The sequence below is a fragment of the Micromonospora olivasterospora genome (genome assembly GCF_007830265.1).
Lineage (GTDB): Bacteria > Actinomycetota > Actinomycetes > Mycobacteriales > Micromonosporaceae > Micromonospora > Micromonospora olivasterospora.
In genome coordinates this window covers 6,746,833-6,764,286 of the sequence record NZ_VLKE01000001.1, presented here as the reverse complement: position 1 = coordinate 6,764,286, position 17,454 = coordinate 6,746,833, and the positions used below count along the sequence as shown (strand labels likewise).

Here is a 17,454-nt window from a genome sequence, read left to right as displayed (position 1 = left end):
GGTCGGCTGAGTTGATGTGCTGCGGTCGACGTATGTCTTAGCGTCACCGTTCGTGCGATTCCTTCACACCTCGGATTGGCATCTGGGTCGCCATCTGCACGGCCTCAGCCTGCACGACGCGCACCAGGCATTCATCGATCATTTGGTCGAGATTGCTCGCGGTGAACAGGTCGATGCCGTGCTCATCGCCGGTGACCTCTACGACCGGGCGGTGCCGCCGCCTGATGCAGTCGGTCTGTGGGACCAGGCACAGACCCGGCTCGTGTTGGAGGCCCGCACGCAGGTGGTCGTCATCGCCGGCAACCATGACTCGCCGGCCCGCTTGGGAGTCAGCTCCCGGTTGCTGGAGAGAGCCGGCGTCCACGTGCGAGTGGGCACAGGTGCTGTGGGCACCCCGGTGCTCCTAAAGGATGAGCACACGGCGGTTGCGTGCTACCCGGTACCGTTTATCGAACCAGCCGCGGCGGTAGCCGACTGGGGGCTCGAGGAGCGGAGCCATGCCGCGGCCCTGCGTGCCGCGATGGACCGGGTTCGATCGGATCTCGCCGGCTGCCCTGGCCATCGGTCTGTCGTCATGGCGCACGCCTTCGTCTTCGGCGGACAGGGTTGCGACACCGAGCGGGACATCAGCGTGGGTGGCGTGCAGCATGTACCCAGTGCGGTCTTCGAAGGCGTCGACTACGTGGCGCTCGGCCATCTGCACGGCCGTCAGCGTCTGGCTGACGGGCTGCGATACAGCGGGTCACCGTTGGCTTTCAGTTTCTCCGAGGCCGCTCACGTCAAGTCGTCCTACCTGGTTGACCTCGACGCTGACGGGCTGCGCCGCGTCGAAGAGGTTCCTGCCCCGATACCCAGGCGGATGGCCCGGCTCACCGGCAGCGTTGAGGAACTGTTGAACAGCCCCGCCTACAGCGCGTACGAGCAGTGCTGGGTCGAGGCGACCCTGACCGACCAGGTACGACCGCTGTCGCCGCACGAGCGGCTCAAACGCCGGTTCCCGCATCTGCTGAAGCTCGTCGTGCCGAGCCTGACCGCCGACGTGGGAAGCCGGGATCTCGCCGACCTTGATCGACTGGCTCCGGTCGAGGTTGCGCTCGACTTCGTGACCGAGGTACGCGGGCGACCCGCCGACGGCGACGAGGTCGCGCTGCTGCATCGCACCTTCGACGAGCTGCGCCGCTTGGAGGCGACCCGCTGATGCGACTTCACCGGCTGACCATGACCGCGTTCGGACCGTTTCCCCAAACGGTCAGCGTCGACTTCGAGGCGCTCACGGCTGACGGCCTGTTCCTGATCCACGGTGACACCGGTGCGGGAAAGACCACAATTCTGGACGGGATCTGCTTCGCCTTGTACGGAGCCGTACCCGGCTCACGGGACGACGCCAAGTCGCTGCACTCCCACCACGCCAGCCCTGGTCGCGGCCCCAGTGTCGAACTGGACGTCACCCTGACCAACAGGCGACTGTTGATCACTCGTACCCCGGAATGGACCCGCCCCCGTAAGCGCGGTACTGGAACCACGCGCGAAGGCGCACATGTCGAGATCATCGAGCAGCTGCCGGATCAGACTCAGTCGTTTGTCACCCGTGACCATCGGGAAGCCGCTGACCTGATCACGGCCGAGATCGGCCTCGACGTCCACCAGTTCTGTCAGGTGGTCCTGCTGCCCCAAGGCGGGTTCGCCAGATTCCTGCAGGCATCTCCCGATGACCGGCAAGGGCTTCTGCGGCACCTCTTCGACATCGATATCTTCACTCGCGCCGAGTGTTGGTTGGCCGATCACCGTACGCAACTCGGCCAGCATGAACGTGCGGCCCTTGGCGCGATCCGCGAGCTGACGCAGCGTTTCGCCGAGGTGGTCAAGGTAGAGGTGCCCGCGGACATCGACAAGCCCGATGCCCTGGTCGAGCTGGAGGTGTGGGCTGCTTCGCACCGAGACCGGGTCGGTGTTCTGGTGGAAGCCCTGACCCACAGCGTTGCTGTCGGTGCGGCAGAGGAACAGCGCCTCGACCAGGTCCGGCAGGCAGCCGCAACACTCGCCGGTCAGCAACGCGAGTACCGTGCGGCGGTCCAGCAGCGCGACGAGTTGACAATGCGTAAGCCGGAGCGTGAGCAGTGGAAACGCCAGCTCGACTCCGCCCGCGCTGCAGCGGCGCTGAAGCCGTACCTCGACCAGGTCGACCGCCGACAGGATCACCTTGACCGGCTCCGCCGGAAGACGTTGGAACGCCTCGGATCCCTGCCCGCTGACGTAGCGGTGCTGCCGGACCATACCTCGTCGCCTGGTCCGAACGGTTGGGACGCCGTCGACGTAGCCAACCTCGACCTCGACGCGTTGACCCGCGCGGAGCAGACCCGTACCGCACAACTTCATGCGGCCGAAGGCGCGATCGACAGCGAGGCCCGACGGACCAAACTGCTGCGTCAGCAGACGACGGTCAGCAAGAAGCTTGAGGATCTGGCCAGCAGAAGCGAGAAGGTCAACGCCCTCCTCGCTGAGCTGCCTACCCAGCATGCCGAGGTTGCCGCTCGGCAGGAGCAGGCCCTCGCTGTGGCCGCTGGCCAGGCAGCCGCCGAACTATTGCTGGCCGAGGCGCAGAAGCAGACCAAGGCGTGCAAGCGGCGGGACGACCTCGCCGGGCAGCTCACGACCGCCGAGGAGGAACGGCGTGCCGCCGTCGACCGCCACCAGGCCGCAGAGGCCCGGCACCTTGATGTGCGGCAGCGCCGACTGGCCGGCATGGCCGCAGAACTCGCCGGTGAGCTGCGGCCTGGACAGCCCTGCGGGGTCTGTGGCTCTCCGGAACACCCCGATCCCGCCCGGGCCGCGGCCGACGGCGTCTCTGCCGCTGACGAGGAACTCGCCGAGGCTGAGGCGGGCGAGCGGCTCAATGAACGTCGGAGCGCTGAGATCACCGTCGAGCGCATACATGCCCAACTCAAGGAAGTCACCGAAGCGGTCGGCGACCTGACGACAGCCCAGGCGACGTCGAAGGGCACTGAGGCACGCAAGTCGGTCCGGGCCGCGACGGAGGCAGCGAAACTGGCCGAGGATCTCGGCGCCCAACTGGAAACCCTCGACGTGCTGCTGGCCGATCAACACCGCGAGGCCGCCGAGATCGACCGCGATGAGGCAGCGGCGACCACCCAACAGGCCGCCCTGACCGAGCAGATCACCGAACTCACCGAAACCATCGACGCCATCCGCGGCGAGGACAAGAGCCTGCGGCTACGGGTGGCTCGACTGGATCGGGAACTCGCTGAGGTCAAGGCCGCAGCGAGCAGCCTGGGGGAGTGGCGACAGGCAGCAAAGGAACTCTCCGAGGCCCACCGTGAGGCGCACCACCACCTGCACCTGTCGGAGTTTGCTGACGCCGTGGCAGCGCGTAGCGCAGCCCTGGCCGATCCCGAGTTGGTGGAACTGCAGGAACGAATTGACGCCTTCGACAGCGAGTACAGCAAGATCGCAGGACGAGTGCAGGACCCCACCCTGCTCGCGGCCGCGCACGAACCACCACCAGACGTCGAGGGCAGCGAACAGGCCTACCAAACCGCGAGACAACGTGCCACCGAGCTGCACGCCCAGCACGGCCTCGCCGTCGAGCAACACGACCGACTGAAGCAGATGGGCCCCGACCTGGTCAACGCCCTCGCCCAATGGAAGCCCATCCGCGCGGAGTACGAGATCGCCAACCGGCTCGCCCAACTCGTCGAGGGCAAGAGCACCGACAGCAACACCCGGATGACCCTCTCCACGTATGTGCTGACCCACCGGTTCCGGCACGTCGTGACGGCCGCGAACACCCGCCTCGGACAGGTCACCTACAACCGCTACCTGCTGCGCCACGTCACCGAGTCAGACACAGGCCGCCGCGCTGGCCGGAACGGGCTCGGCCTGTCCGTCATCGACGCGTGGACCGGCCAGGAGCGCCGCCCGGCCACGCTTTCCGGCGGGGAAACTTTCCTGGTCTCGCTGTGTCTTGCCCTCGGCCTCAGCGATGTCGTCCTGGCCGAGGCAGGCGGCACCCAACTCGGTAGCCTGTTCGTCGACGAGGGCTTCGGCAGTCTCGATCAAGAAGCGCTCGATCAGGTGCTCGACGCGCTCGACGCCCTGCGCGCCGGCGGCCGGACCGTCGGACTGGTCAGCCACGTCGCGGAACTGCGCAGGCGCATACCCTCGCGCCTACACGTGCGCAAGACAGCCACCGGCTCATCCGTGGTCGTCGAGGCTCAGGTGCTCGACTGAGATCAACGCTGCGACGCGGTTCCACCCAGTCGCGGCCGGCCACCAGTTTCAACAGTGGCGGTCGAGTGGTGGCAGGCACGTCGCTGCGCCCCGCTTGTCGACAGGAGTTGGTCGATGCTTGTCGGAGCAGTGAGCAACGCCTCGGGCCGTCACCGGTAAAGCTTGCCTCTACCGGTGACGGCCGGAAGGCCTTTCCCTGCCGGATACAGCCTCGCCTGGAGATGATGGATGTCGGCTCAGCCCTGGACTTTCGGCCCGGTAGGAGACCTCGCGTGGCAACACTTCCCGGAGGCCCGGGAGCAGATCACAGACCTGGTCTGCGACGCGTTGCAACGCGCGATCGACGCCGACCGGATGCCGCAACCGGTGGACCAGTTCGAATACGCGACGCACGCCGTCGGTCCGCTGACCCGGGACCTCGGCCTGGTCGACCTCGACCGTGACCTGGTCCGGCGCTTCTGCCTGTTCTGCCGTGACCTCCTCGGCTACTCCGGCCCGGACGCGTTTGAGGCCTCCTACGCGCTCGGCATGTACGTGCTCCACGGGTTGGACGGCCCGCCCGTCGTTCGGGTCATCCGACAGGTCGACCCGGGTCTGATCGAGCTGGTGCGGGCCCGCTTCCCCGGGACGTGGGCCGAGGAGTGAGGCATGGCGGGAGTGCCACCCCGGCAGTCTGACCCGCGCCGGCATGCCGGCTCCGGCCCAGCCACACCGACGCTCTTACGCGCATCTGTCGCAAGCGACATCGACGGACCCACACGATCATAGGTGGCCTGGGTTGGAGGGTTACGTGATCGGCCCGATCCCATGTGTGCCTCCGACCGGAATACTCCCGTCCGCTCTCGTGGTGACCTTCGGTCACTCTGCTGCCTGATAAATGTCCTTCTGCCCGTTTGATCCTAGCAGTTTGTGACGACCTCTTTACGGATGATCACCAATCTCTCTACAGTTCGACCGTTCATCGAGCGAGATCAACGGGGGCCTTGCGGTGGTTGCTGCACATCTTCGTCGTGTCAGAGCCGAGTCTGGTTCGCGGACAGGGCGACGGGCCCGAGGGTTCGTCTGGTCGAGGCTCAGATGGCTGATGGCGGGCCTGGGATTGCCGGCGGCCTTGGTCGTGGCGGGCGCCGGTGTCATTGTGCCGGCAGTCGCTACACCGGCGGCCGCGTCGTGTTCGAGCGAGGCGCTGACTGAGGCGGCAGCTGCGGCTATGGCTCTCGCCTGTGGACAGGCGGTGGTGGTTGATGCATCTCGGTCGGAGTTTGCGCAGGTGGTTGCCCAGCCGGATGGGCGCATGACGTTCGAGTCGTCGGTGGTGCCGCAGCGGACCCGTAAGGCCGGCAAGTGGACCGACATCGACCTTGAGCTGCTCCCCGGTGCCGATGGTCTGTTGCGGCCGCAGGCGTCTGCTGCCGATATCGCCTTCAGCGGCGGCGGGGCCGGTCCGCTGGTGACCGTGACGCATGCTGGCAAGACGATGACGATGTCGTGGCCGGGCGGGAGTCTGCCGGCGCCGGTGGTGGATGGTGATTCAGCTACCTTCCCGAATGTGATGACGGATGTCGATCTGGTGGTGCGGGCCACACGTGTCGGTTTTGCACACGTCCTTGTCATCAAGTCTGCCGCCGCAGCGGCGGATCCCGCAGTGCGTCAGATCCGGTTCGACCTCGATGGCGACGCGCAGGTGCGGCACAGCCCGAGCGGAGCGTTGAAGGCGGTCGCTGGCGGAGTGGTGGTGGCCTCGGCGGAGCCGGCGGTGATGTGGGATTCGCGCCCTTCGGCGCAGCCAGCTCGGGTGATGGGACGAGCGCCGGCGGCGGATGGTGGGACGTCGTCCGTCGAGTCGCCGGGGGACGCCGCGCAGGTGGCTTCGGTTGCCGCACAGGTCACCGGCAGCGGAGACCTGCTGCTGACCTCCCCCGTTCAGAGGGAATTTGACTGATCGAGGGCGGTAGACGAAAGGTGCGCCTGACCTGCGAGGATGTGGGTGTCTAGACCATGTCCACAGCAGAATCGGGTGCACCTTTCTGGTGAACAAGGGTAGCGGGTGGGATCAGCGGCTGGTCGTCGGCTCGGGCGGGAAGGGCCTGGTCGGTCACGCGGGCGCGGTCCTGCTGCGCAAATGCGCGGACCGGACCGGTCTGACTGGCGGATTGAACAAGGTTCTGCCCCGCGGCGAGGGCCCGGGCTGGTGGGATCGCGGAACGGTCCTGGTATCGCTGGCGGTGGCGATCGTGCTCGGCGCGACCAGCATGTCCGATATCGCGCTGCTCGCTCATCAGGGGCTGGTGTTCGGTGATCCGCCGTCGGAGGCGACCGTCCGGCGGGCCCTGGCCGGGCTCGACGAGACCGCGCTGAAACGGATCGGGAAAGCGCGGGCGAAGGTCCGCGCCCACGTGTGGGCGCTGCTCGCCCGCCGGCCGCAGGGATTCCCGTGGCTGACCGTCGCCGGGAAACTCCTTTCCGGGTGGGTGGTCATCGATCTGGACGCCACCCTGATCACCGCCCACTCGCCCAAGCAGGGCGCGGCGGCCACCTTCAAGAAGGGCTTCGGCTTCCACCCGCTCGGCGCGTGGTGTGCCAACACCGCGGAATGCCTGGCCATGCTGCTGAGGCCCGGCAACAGCGGGTCGAACACGGTCACCGACCACATCCGGGTCCTCGGCGACGCGATCGCCCAACTGCCGGTCGCCTACCGGCGCAAGATCCTCATCCGCGTCGACGGCGCCGGCGCCACTCACGAGCTGCTCGAACACCTCCAGCAGATGAACCGGTTGTGGCGCAGCGTGCGCTTCACCGTCGGCTGGAGCATCACCGCGGCCGACGAGACCGCGATCGAACAACTACCCGCCGGCGCCTGGTCTGACAGCCTCACCCAGGACGGCTGCGCCACCGACACCGCGCACGTCGCCGAACTGACCGGCCTCAACCCGCGCCTGCACGCCTGGACCGGCACACTACGGCTACTCGCACGACGCACGAAACCCTCCGCCCGGCACACCAAGAACCTCACCGACCTGGAGAAACGCACCGGCTGGCGCTACGCCATCGTCGCCACCAACATCACCCGCATCGCCGGGATGCCCGGCTCCCACCAGCCGCAATGGCTCGACGCACTGCACCGGGCGCACGCCGGGGTGGAAGACCGGGTACGCACGAACAAGGCCATGGGCCTGCGTAACCTGCCCTCGAAAGCCTGGACCGTCAACCGCGGATGGGTCCTCACGGCCAACATCGCCGCCGACCTGACCGCCTGGACCCGGCTACTCGGCCTACACGACCAACCCGACCTCGCCCACGCCGAACCCGACACCCTGCGCTACCGGCTGCTGCACCTACCCGCGAAACTGGCCACCCACGCCCGCCGCCGCGTCCTGTCCATCCCCGACACCTGGCCCTGGGCCGAAGCGTTCGCCCTCTGCTGGCAACGCCTCACCCTGCTACCACCGGCCACCTGACCACCCGCCCCTGCCTCTACCAGCAGAAAGGCCATTCCCCCGGGACCCGGAGACCCCGCGCGCCCACAGCGCCACGTGGCTGATCAACACCCACCACAGACGGACAAAACGGTCAAACCAAGACGCTCAGGCGGGCAGCAAAGCCCTCTGACGAATCGAGGCTGACCCCCGACACGTCGTTGTTGGATTCCCCGGACGCCCACTTTCCGATTTTTGTCGATCCGCAGTGGCGTTGGTCGGATCTGCGTAACAAGTGGGCGTATTCGACTAACAACGGGTCGTCGAACAGCGACTATAGTGTGGCTCGGGTGGGGTTGAACCCGGATACTGGGGCGATCTACCGGTCGTATTTCGAGTTCCCGACGGTTGCGGACAACGGTGTGTCGCTCAAGGGGAAGTACATCTCCGCGGCGCGGGTGGAGATGAAAGTTGACCACACCTGGTCGTGTACCGACACCGGGAACTGGATGTATCTGGTGCCGGCGATCGACAAGACGATGCGGGCAACCTGGTCGAAGATGGCGTTGTCCACCCAGTTGGATTATGCGGCCAGTCACGCTAACGAAACTGGCGGGTGTGGTGAGATCCAGGACGACATGGTGGTGCAGTTCGAGGGGGCGGCGGTGACAACCCAACTGCGGGCGGTGGCCAGCAATAGTTGGTCCACGCTCACGCTCGGATTCAGTGCCGCCGAGGACAAGAACGGCGACGGCGAGTCGACGCAGAGCCGGTGGAAGAAGTACTTCCCAGGTAACGCCAAGCTGTTCGTGGACTACGACAGCAAGCCGGGCGCGCCGACAGGTTTGCAGGTGGCCGGGGTCGCCTGCAACACCGGTGTGTTGATGATCGGAACATCTACCCCGACGCTGCGGGCGACGTTCCCGGACGCCGATTCATGGGACTCTCTCACGGCCCACTTCGAATGGATCGAGGTGCCGGCCGGCGGCATGGGGACGGTGACTGACACCTCTCCGGCGCGGAAGTCGGGACCTGGCGACAAGACGGGTATCACCCCGAACACGGTGGCGACCAGTGCCGCGTTGTCAGGGTTGGTGAAGGATAAGACGTACGCGTTCCGCGTGAAGAACACGGACACGTACAGCCAGTCGGCGTGGTCGTCGTGGTGCCAGTTCGCGGTGGACAACACGAAACCCCCGGTCACGGTGAGTATGGTGGCCGCGCCGTCGGGTCCCGGGAAGTCGGGTAGGTTCCGGATCGAGTCGTCGGACACGACGGTGACGACGTTCACCTACGGGTGGGGCAGCGCGGGGGAGTTCTCCAAGCCGGCGCAGGGCACCAGTCCGAGGTATGTCGAGGTTGACGCTACCGCGCCGAGCTATGGCAGGAATGTCTTCAAGGCTAAGGCTGTCGACGGGACGCTGAACGAAAGCAACGAATTCGGGTTCCCCTTCACAGTGGGCCGCCCGTCACCGGCGGTTGCCAAGTGGGGCTTGGAAACCTATCCGGGTGTCGACCAGGCAGCAGCCGTGGCGGACGGACAGCCGGCAGCGGCCGGGAACACACCGTTGACGACCACCAACGTCACATGGACTGAAGATGTGCGCATGGTCGACGGAAAGACCGCGACCTTCAATGGTTCCAGCAGCCAGGCGGTGTCATCGGCGCCAGTGGTGGACACCACCAAGTCGTTCACCGTGGCAGCGTGGGTCCGGCCATCGGTTATCAATTCTTCGGCTGACCGTAACGCATTGGGTCAGGACCCTGCGATGACTGCGGACGCGACCATGGCAGGCGGGTTCTACCTGGGTGCACGGCGCGATACCCAAGGACCGCACTGGTCGTTTCACATGCGGAACTCGCTGGATAAGGACAGCGGCACCGCAACGGTCAACGCTGCACCGACGTTGGGTAGCGCGGACGTGGGCAAGTGGGTGCACATCGCTGGTGTCTATGACGCCGCTGAAAAGCAGATGCGTCTCTTTGTCAATGGGGTGAAGGCCGGTGAGGCGGCTCGTACGGTGACGCCGTGGGCGGCCACCGGCCGGTTCACCGTCGGGCGTTCGTTCTGGGGAGCCGCAGGCAACTGGTGGGCCGGTGATATCGCCGACGTTCAGGTGTTCGACCGGGCCATCGTGGAGCACGACTTCACCGGAATGCTCAAGGACGACCCGAACTCTGGCGGGTTCGACGAGCCGGGCATGCTGACCCCGATCCAGGTCGGTAGCTGGGACTTCGAGACCGACCCGGAAGGCGCGTGCTGGGACCCGACAATCGTGAACTCGTGCGAGGTCAAGGACACCACGACCGCGTGGGATCGATGGCTGGCCCTGTCGCAGGGCTCGGAGATCAGCACCGGCCGAGGCGGGGACGGCAGCGGTGGCCTGCTGCTTGACGATGGCCTGGATGACGACGCTGACCCGAGCACCCCGCCCGCACCGACGACCGAGTTCGCCCGCTCGGCCTACAAACTGGATCCGGTGGGCGAGGTAGCGCAGTGGCAGGACACGTCGGTACTGCGCACCGACCAGTCGTTCACTGTCTCTGTTTGGGCGAGGCTCGACCGCACCGACGTCTACCAGACGCTGCTGGTCCAGAACGCGGTGGGCAGCAAGGGCTTCTACTTCTACTACGGCACAGACAACGGTGGCGTATGGAAGCTCAAGATGCTCGACACGGCCGCCACACCCGACGACGGCACCGGGGCCACCATCGCGACGGCACCAGCTCCGGATGTCACCGATAGTTGGCAGCACATCGTCGGTGTCCTGGATGTCGGCCGCCGACAGCTCAGGTTGTACGTCAACGGCGAGCTCAAAATCACGACGGCGCTCCGGGCAGCCTGGCAGCCATGGCAGGCGAACGGCCCGTTGGTCGTGGGCCGGAACGGCAACTGGCAACCGCTGTACGGCACGGTCGACGATCTCGGCATCTACCAGGGCGCGATGACAGACGCCCAAGTGCTGGCCATGCATGAGGTTCAGGCAGCTAGCTAGCCCTTCGAGGTGGGGTGGTGCCGCGCACCACCTCACCCCTCAAAGGTTGATCTTCGGTGGCGGTGGCCTGCGCCACCTGGTCGCATCAGTCTTCTCATCGAGATGGCTCCTGGTTCCGGGGAAGGGAACACATGTTGACGGGGTCTTTCCTCCGCCGGCTGCATAGGCGGGTTTTCGGGTCGCCAACGCGTCGGCTGTCGATGGCGGGATCGGTGGCCACCACGTTGGTGGCGTCGCTGCTGGTCGCTGTGCCCGCGCAGGCCAAGCCCGATGCCCAGCCGCGGGAGGTGCCGGCCGAGACGCTGGACACCGACGGCGGGCCGGTGGCGGGTAAGGGCTGGCCGCAGCAGCGGGTGAAGTATGCGCCCGCGCCTGCTCCGGTATGGCCGAAGGCCGGTGCGACCCGCGTGGAACTCGGCGCCCCTGCCGCCCGCGCCGCCGGTAGTCGGGGGGCGAAGGCGGCTGGTCTGCCGGTATGGGTGAGCCGTGGCGCGGGTAAGGCCGGCGAACGGCTGACCGCCGTGGATGTGCAGGTGTTCGACCGGGCAGTCGTACCGCAGTCCTGGCGCGACGGCGTAGTCATGAAGGTCACCACCCCCGCTGACGCAGTGACCGGCACCGCGAAGATCTCGGTGGACTACAGCACGTTCCGCTACGCGGTTGGTGGTGAGTGGGCGTCGCGGTTGCGGTTGTGGCAAGTGCCCGAGTGCGCGCTGACCACTCCAGATCAGTCGAGCTGCCGGTCGGTGCCGCTGCGCACGTCCAATGATCTCGCCGCGGGTGTCGCGACCGCTGAAATGATGATCGCCTCCGCGCAGTCGCCCGCAGCGCCGACGGTCGGCGGACGGCTGTCGGGTGATGCTCCAGCCGAGCAGTCGGTGGGTTCGCTGGTGGTGTTGGCTGCCGGCCCATCGGGTGAGGACGGGGACTTCACCGCGACCAGTCTGGCTGCGTCGTCGACTTGGTCGGCGGGGGGTTCTTCGGGCGACTTCTCTTGGGAGTACCCGATGCGCACGCCACCGGCTACCGGCCCTGCGCCGTCGGTGGCGCTGGCCTACTCCTCGTCTTCGGTGGATGGCCGCTCCGAGGTGACCAACAACCAGCCCTCGTGGATCGGTGAGGGCTTCGACTACTCGCCTGGGTTCATCGAACGCCGCTATGTGCCGTGTTTGGAGGACATGAAGAACGGCGCGAACAACAGCCAGCGGACCGGTGACCTGTGCTGGCGATCTGACAACGCCACGATGAGCCTGAGCGGCAGCAGTGGCGAGCTCGTGTTCCAGGCGGGTAAGGGCTGGCACTCGCGCTCTGAGGACGGCTCGAAGATCGAGAAGCTGGCCGGTGCGTCGGGCAACGGCGACGACAACGGAGAGTACTGGAAGGTGACGGCGACCGACGGCACCCAGTACTTCTTCGGTTTACACTCGCTGCCGGGTCAGACGGTCAAGACGAACTCGACGTTGACCGTTCCGGTTTTTGGTAACCACTCGGGCGAGCCCTGCCACCAGAGCGCCTTCACCAGCTCCGACTGCATGCAGGCGTGGCGGTGGAACCTCGACTACGCCGTCGACGTCCGGGGCAACACCATGTCGCTGTGGTACGGCAAGGAAACCAACAAATACGCCCGCAACGCCACCGACTCCGACGATGTGTCGTACGATCGGGCTGGCTACCTGACCCGGATCGACTACGGCACCTACGATCGGACGGAGACTACGCACGGGGTTACCGAGCGTAACGTCAACCCCTACGCGCAGGTGGTGTTCGAAACCGACAAGCGCTGTGTCTCCAACTGCGGCACCGAGTCGAGCCCAGTCAAGGACAGTTGGAAGGACACCCCCTGGGATCAGGAGTGCAAAGCGTCCGCGACGTCGTGTCCGCAGCAGTACTCACCGACCTTCTGGACGACGAAGCGGCTGAAGAAGATCACCACGAGGGTGTGGGACACCACCAAGCCGACCCCGGCCTGGCAGGACGTGGAGTCGTGGACCCTGACACACACGTTCACCGCAACCGCGGACTCCACGCACACCGGTTTGTGGCTTGACAAGATCGACCACGCCGGGCTTGTTGGCGGCACGAGCACCCTGCCGCCGGTGACGTTCACCGCGACGACGCTCGCCAACCGGGTGCTGACCGAGCACGGCACCACGGACAACTGGCTGCGGATTTCCGACATTAAGACCGAGACCGGCGCGATCATCCACGTCGACTACAGCGAGCCGGAGTGCACATCGGCAAACACCGAGTCTCTGGCGCCACACTCGAATGCAAAGCGCTGCTACCCAGTGCGGGTACCGGATCCGAATGACGCGACCGGGGAACGGCTGGTTACGGAGTGGTGGCACAAGTACCGGGTCGAACACATCGCTGAGAACGATGTCCAGCTTGTTGACAGTCGTCAGGCCGATGCCAAGCACACCTGGTACGAGTATGTGGGTGCGCCTGCGTGGCATTACGCCGACGACGACGGCCTGTCCAAGCCGGACCGTAAGACCTGGTCGCAGTGGCGGGGCTACGCGCAGGTCAACACTCGAGTCGGGTCCGACCCCGCCATCCAGACCCTGACGGTCACAAAGTTCATGCGGGGTATGCACGGCGACAAGGCCAGCCCCTCCGGCGGAACACGTACGGTGACCGTCCCTGCATCGGTGGGCTCGGAGACCGTCTACGACGAGGACCAGTTCGCGGGCCAAATCCGGGAACGGGTCGTCTACAACGGTGTGGAGACCAAGCCGGTGTCGAAGACGGTGAACGTGCCGTGGCGGTCGAATTCGACTGCCAGCCGCACGATCAACGGCGACACCGTCGAGGCGCGGTTCGTGGACACGCAGACTACCTACACCTCGACTGCGCTGGGTGTGGACGGCTCGCGGGGTTGGCGTACCTCGCGGAAGACGACGAGCTTCGACGACACGTACGGCACGCAGAACTGGTCCCAGGACGACGGTGACATCTCGAAGACCGGCGACGAGAAGTGTGTCACCTACAGCTACAACCGTAACCTGAGCAAGAACCTCACGGAGGTGGTCAAGCAGAGCACGGCCACGGCGTTGGCCTGCGGTACGAGCCCGGCCAGCGTCGACGACGTGATCTCCGACGTCAGGAGCTACTACGACGGCGCGGACAGCATCGACACCGCACCCAAGTTCGGTGCCGTCACCAAGAGTGAGCAGCTCAAGGACTGGGCGCCCGGCACCGGCACGGTGTGGCAGACCGTGTCGCAGGCCAGCTACGACCCCGCTGGTCGCGTGGTGACTGCCGCCGACATTAAGGGCAACGTGACCACCACCGCGTACACCCCGACCGTGGGCGGCCCGGTCACCAAGGTGACCACGACGGGCCCGGCACCGTTCAACTGGACCTCGTCAGTGGAGACCAACCCGTACTGGGGATCCTCTACCAAGGCCGTCGACCCGAACAACAAGGTGACCGACGAGGTCGAGTACGACGCCTTGGGCCGCGTGTCGAAGGTGTGGAAGCTGGGCTGGTCGAATGCGAGCAATCCGACCAAGCCGTCGGCGCAGTACACCTACACGTTCGCGCCCAACCGCGACGCCTACCCATACGTGACCAGCGAGGTGCTGAACGCGGATGGAAACTATGTGACCTCCTACCAGATCGTCGACGGCCTGCTGCGGCCACGGCAGACCCAGAGCCTGTCGATGAGCGGTAGCGGTTCGCGGATGGTCACCGACACGATCTACGACGAGTTCGGCCGGGCTGCCACCAGCTACGCGGCACACGCCGAACCGGGCGCCCCGTCCGGCACCCTATGGGGGGAACCGGGATGGTCAGTGCCTGCGGTGTCCAAGACCGAGTTCGACCGGGCGTCACGAGCCACGGTGAATGTCTTCCTGTCCGGTGACGACGAGATCAACCTGGTGGAGAAGTGGCGCACCGTCACCGTGTATGAGGGTGACCTGACCAAGGTCACGCCACCGGCCGGCGGCACCCCCACCACCACGGTGACCGACATCGAAGGCCGCACCATCGGGCTGCGGCAGCACAACACCCCCGCCGGCGTGGCGGGCGCCTATCTGGAAACCCGGTACGAGTTCAACCGCAAGGGCCAGGCAGTCAAGACCATCGACTCGGACGGCAACGAGTGGGTGTATGAGTTCGATGCCAAAGGCCGCCAGTGGCGGACCACCGACCCCGACAAGGGCGCCACGACGAACACCTACAACGACGCCAACGAGCTCATCAAGACCGAGGACGCCCGCGGTGAGGCGCTGTGGTACGGCTACGACACCCTCGGCCGGAAGAAAGAGCTGCGGGACGGCTCCGAAACCGGCAAGCTACGCGCGGAATGGAAGTACGACACCCTGTACACCGGCCAACCCGGATACAAGGGCCAGCTGACCCAGGCCATCCGGTACGAGCCGGCCGGATCGGCGAACGCCTACAAGTGGCAGGTCCGTAGCTTCGACGCCCGCTATCAGCCCAAGGGCTTCCACTACGTGATCCCCGCCGTCGAGGCCGGGCTGGACTCCACCTACGTCTACGGCTACGAGTACTCCGACGCCACCGGCCAGCCGGTGTCGATCTCCTACCCGGCTGCCGGCGGTCTGGTCACCGAGAAGATCACCACCGACTACGACGCCGCCACCGGGATGCCGACCAGCATCGGCACCAGCCTGACTGGCTGGGTGGGCACCATGGCCACCGCCAGCTACACCACCTATGGAGAGCGCAGCGGGTCGATCTACAAGATGCCCGGCGGTCTGTTCACCAGAGACATCGTTGACCGGGACGAGGCAACCCGCAGGATCACCCGCACCACCATCGACCGGGAAACTGTCACGGGCACCGTTTCCGACCGCAACTACACCTACGATCACGCCGGAAACATTCTGTCGATAGCGGAAACCCCGGAGGTCGGCTCGGCGGACACGCAGTGCTTCCGGCACGACGAGCTTAGACGGCTCGAGACTGCTTGGGCTCCCAAGACTGGGGTGACCTGCCAAGCCGACCCGACCGTGGTTGATCTCGGCGGCCCGGCGCCCTACTGGCAGGACTGGACGTTCACCACGACCGGATCCCGGGAGACGGAGACCAGCCACACCGCCGGTGGGGAGACGACCCGCACGTATGCCATGCCCAGCGGCGGTCAGGGTGTCGCACGCCCACACGCCGTCACCGCGATGACGACGCAGGCGCCGGGTCAGAGCAACCTCGTCAACACCTACGCCTACGACGCCACCGGCAACACCACCTGCCGGCCCGCCGGCAACACCGCCAACGAGTGCACCACCGGTGCCAACAGCCAAACCCTCCGCTGGAACGCCGAAGGCAAACTCGCCACCGTAACCTCCGGCGGCAAGACCATCGAAACCAACATCTACGACGCCGACGGCGTCCGCCTCGTCCGCCGCGACGCCACCGGCACCACCCTGTACCTGCCCGGGCAGGAGATCCGCCGCGAAGGCACCGTCAATACCGGCACCCGCTACTACGACTTCGCCGGAGTGACCTGCGCCAGCCGGACGGGTGGCTCGGCGATCACCAACCTGACCTGGCTCTACAGCGACCATCAAGGCACCCAGCAGATCGCCATCAACGCCGGCACCCAAAAGGTGGACATCCGCCGGCAAACCCCCTACGGCACGCCACGCGGATCGAACCCCATCTGGGTCAACAACAAAGGCTTCGTCGGCGGCGACAACGATCCCACCAACCTCGTCAACATCGGCGCCCGAAAATACGATCAAATGCTTGGCCGCTTCATTTCGGTCGACCCGATCATGGACCTTGCCGACCCACAGCAATGGAACGCCTACGCGTACGCCAACAACTCACCAGTGACGTTCTCCGACCCAACTGGGCTTAAGGCTTGCTCCGATGACCGCTGCGGCGCTGGTGCGGACTACGAAGATTTGTACGGCGACTATGTCTCGGTCAAGGGTGACAACGACGGATGCGGTGGGCGCTGTGGCGACGACGATTGGGAAAGGGCTCGTGCCTCAAGTCCTAGTCGAGGAAACGGTGGGCCAAAGAAGCCGTCTAATCCTTGCGATGCCGCACCCGGATCTGCGTTTTGCACTTCCGCAGACATGATCCTCAACTACATGCACAACAACAGCCTTGGCCAGGAAGCTGCCGCTATGGCGTACCTGCTCAATCCTGGATGTCATGTCAGGATCGCGGGCGTTTGCGTCAAGAGGCAAAGCCAGGAAGACCTGATCGCGGGCATGACCCAATGGGCCGGTTTGGTCTGCCAGGACTGTCCGTGGGATCAGAAGCCGGAACTGCAGAAGCTTTTTGGCATGGATCTGGCGGACCTTGATTCCCTGATGATGGATGTTCCTGGAACCAAGTTGCGAGTCAATTACGACGTGTGGTCAAACATCCACTACGGATACGTTGGTACGCATATCGGTATTGATAGGCAGGCGCTAGTCGCAGCCCAGAATCTACCCTCCAACCCTGTTACTGGGAGACGTGACCAATCTGATGCCATGGCTGTTGACATTGGGATCCGCTTGCGTCAGCAATACGGGCCGCGGGAGTTGACGCAAGAATTGGTCGTGGCGGCTCTCATGGACTCGCTGCCTGCAATTCAGGCGACAGGGGAGAGGAAAGTGCTCCCGCAGAAGTGATATAAAGTCCGCCCGTGCCCACCGTGCACGGGCGGACCACTGTCTCATGCTGTAGCATCTGTTCGTTAAGGGGGTGGGCAGATGGCTGTGGCGAGGCGTTGGAAAGCCGCCATAGGAGTTCTAGCCGTGACGGCGGCTGTTGCGATCGGTGTTGTTGTGCTGGGTATCAGTTCCTCTGCCCGTACCGTAGCC

Annotated in this window: 7 protein-coding genes; all 7 read left to right on the top strand. The window is 65.7% G+C overall.

Annotated elements, in window-relative coordinates; translation table 11 throughout:
* Positions 1-52 precede the first annotated feature (52 nt).
* The 7 genes from JD77_RS30365 (at position 53) to JD77_RS30335 (ending at position 17,262) form a co-directional block, all read left to right on the top strand.
* Positions 53-1,198, top strand: coding sequence for an exonuclease SbcCD subunit D (locus tag JD77_RS30365; protein WP_145777219.1), 1,146 nt, complete (start codon positions 53-55; stop codon positions 1,196-1,198).
* Positions 1,198-4,248: an AAA family ATPase gene (locus tag JD77_RS30360; protein ID WP_145777218.1), complete on the top strand. Its 3,051-nt coding sequence runs from the start codon at positions 1,198-1,200 to the stop codon at positions 4,246-4,248. The genes JD77_RS30365 and JD77_RS30360 overlap by 1 nt, the downstream gene beginning before the upstream one ends.
* A gap of 228 nt (positions 4,249-4,476) precedes the next feature.
* Entirely contained in the window at positions 4,477-4,893 is a 417-nt protein-coding gene (locus JD77_RS30355; RefSeq protein ID WP_145777217.1) for a hypothetical protein, read from the top strand.
* A 649-nt stretch (positions 4,894-5,542) separates the two neighbouring features.
* Positions 5,543-6,190 carry a hypothetical protein gene (locus tag JD77_RS30350; RefSeq protein WP_246141141.1) on the top strand — a complete coding sequence of 216 codons (648 nt, stop codon included), beginning with the start codon at positions 5,543-5,545 and terminating at the stop codon, positions 6,188-6,190.
* Positions 6,191-6,278: 88 nt separating this feature from the next.
* Positions 6,279-7,706, top strand: a complete 1,428-nt coding sequence (locus JD77_RS30345) for an IS1380 family transposase (RefSeq protein ID WP_211372751.1) — start codon at positions 6,279-6,281, stop codon at positions 7,704-7,706.
* 182 nt (positions 7,707-7,888) lie between these two features.
* Positions 7,889-10,660: a LamG domain-containing protein gene (locus tag JD77_RS30340; RefSeq protein WP_145777215.1), complete on the top strand. Its 2,772-nt coding sequence runs from the start codon at positions 7,889-7,891 to the stop codon at positions 10,658-10,660.
* 200 nt (positions 10,661-10,860) lie between these two features.
* Positions 10,861-17,262 carry an RHS repeat-associated core domain-containing protein gene (locus tag JD77_RS30335; protein WP_145777214.1) on the top strand — a complete coding sequence of 2,134 codons (6,402 nt, stop codon included), beginning with the start codon at positions 10,861-10,863 and terminating at the stop codon, positions 17,260-17,262.
* Positions 17,263-17,454: the final 192 nt, after the last annotated feature.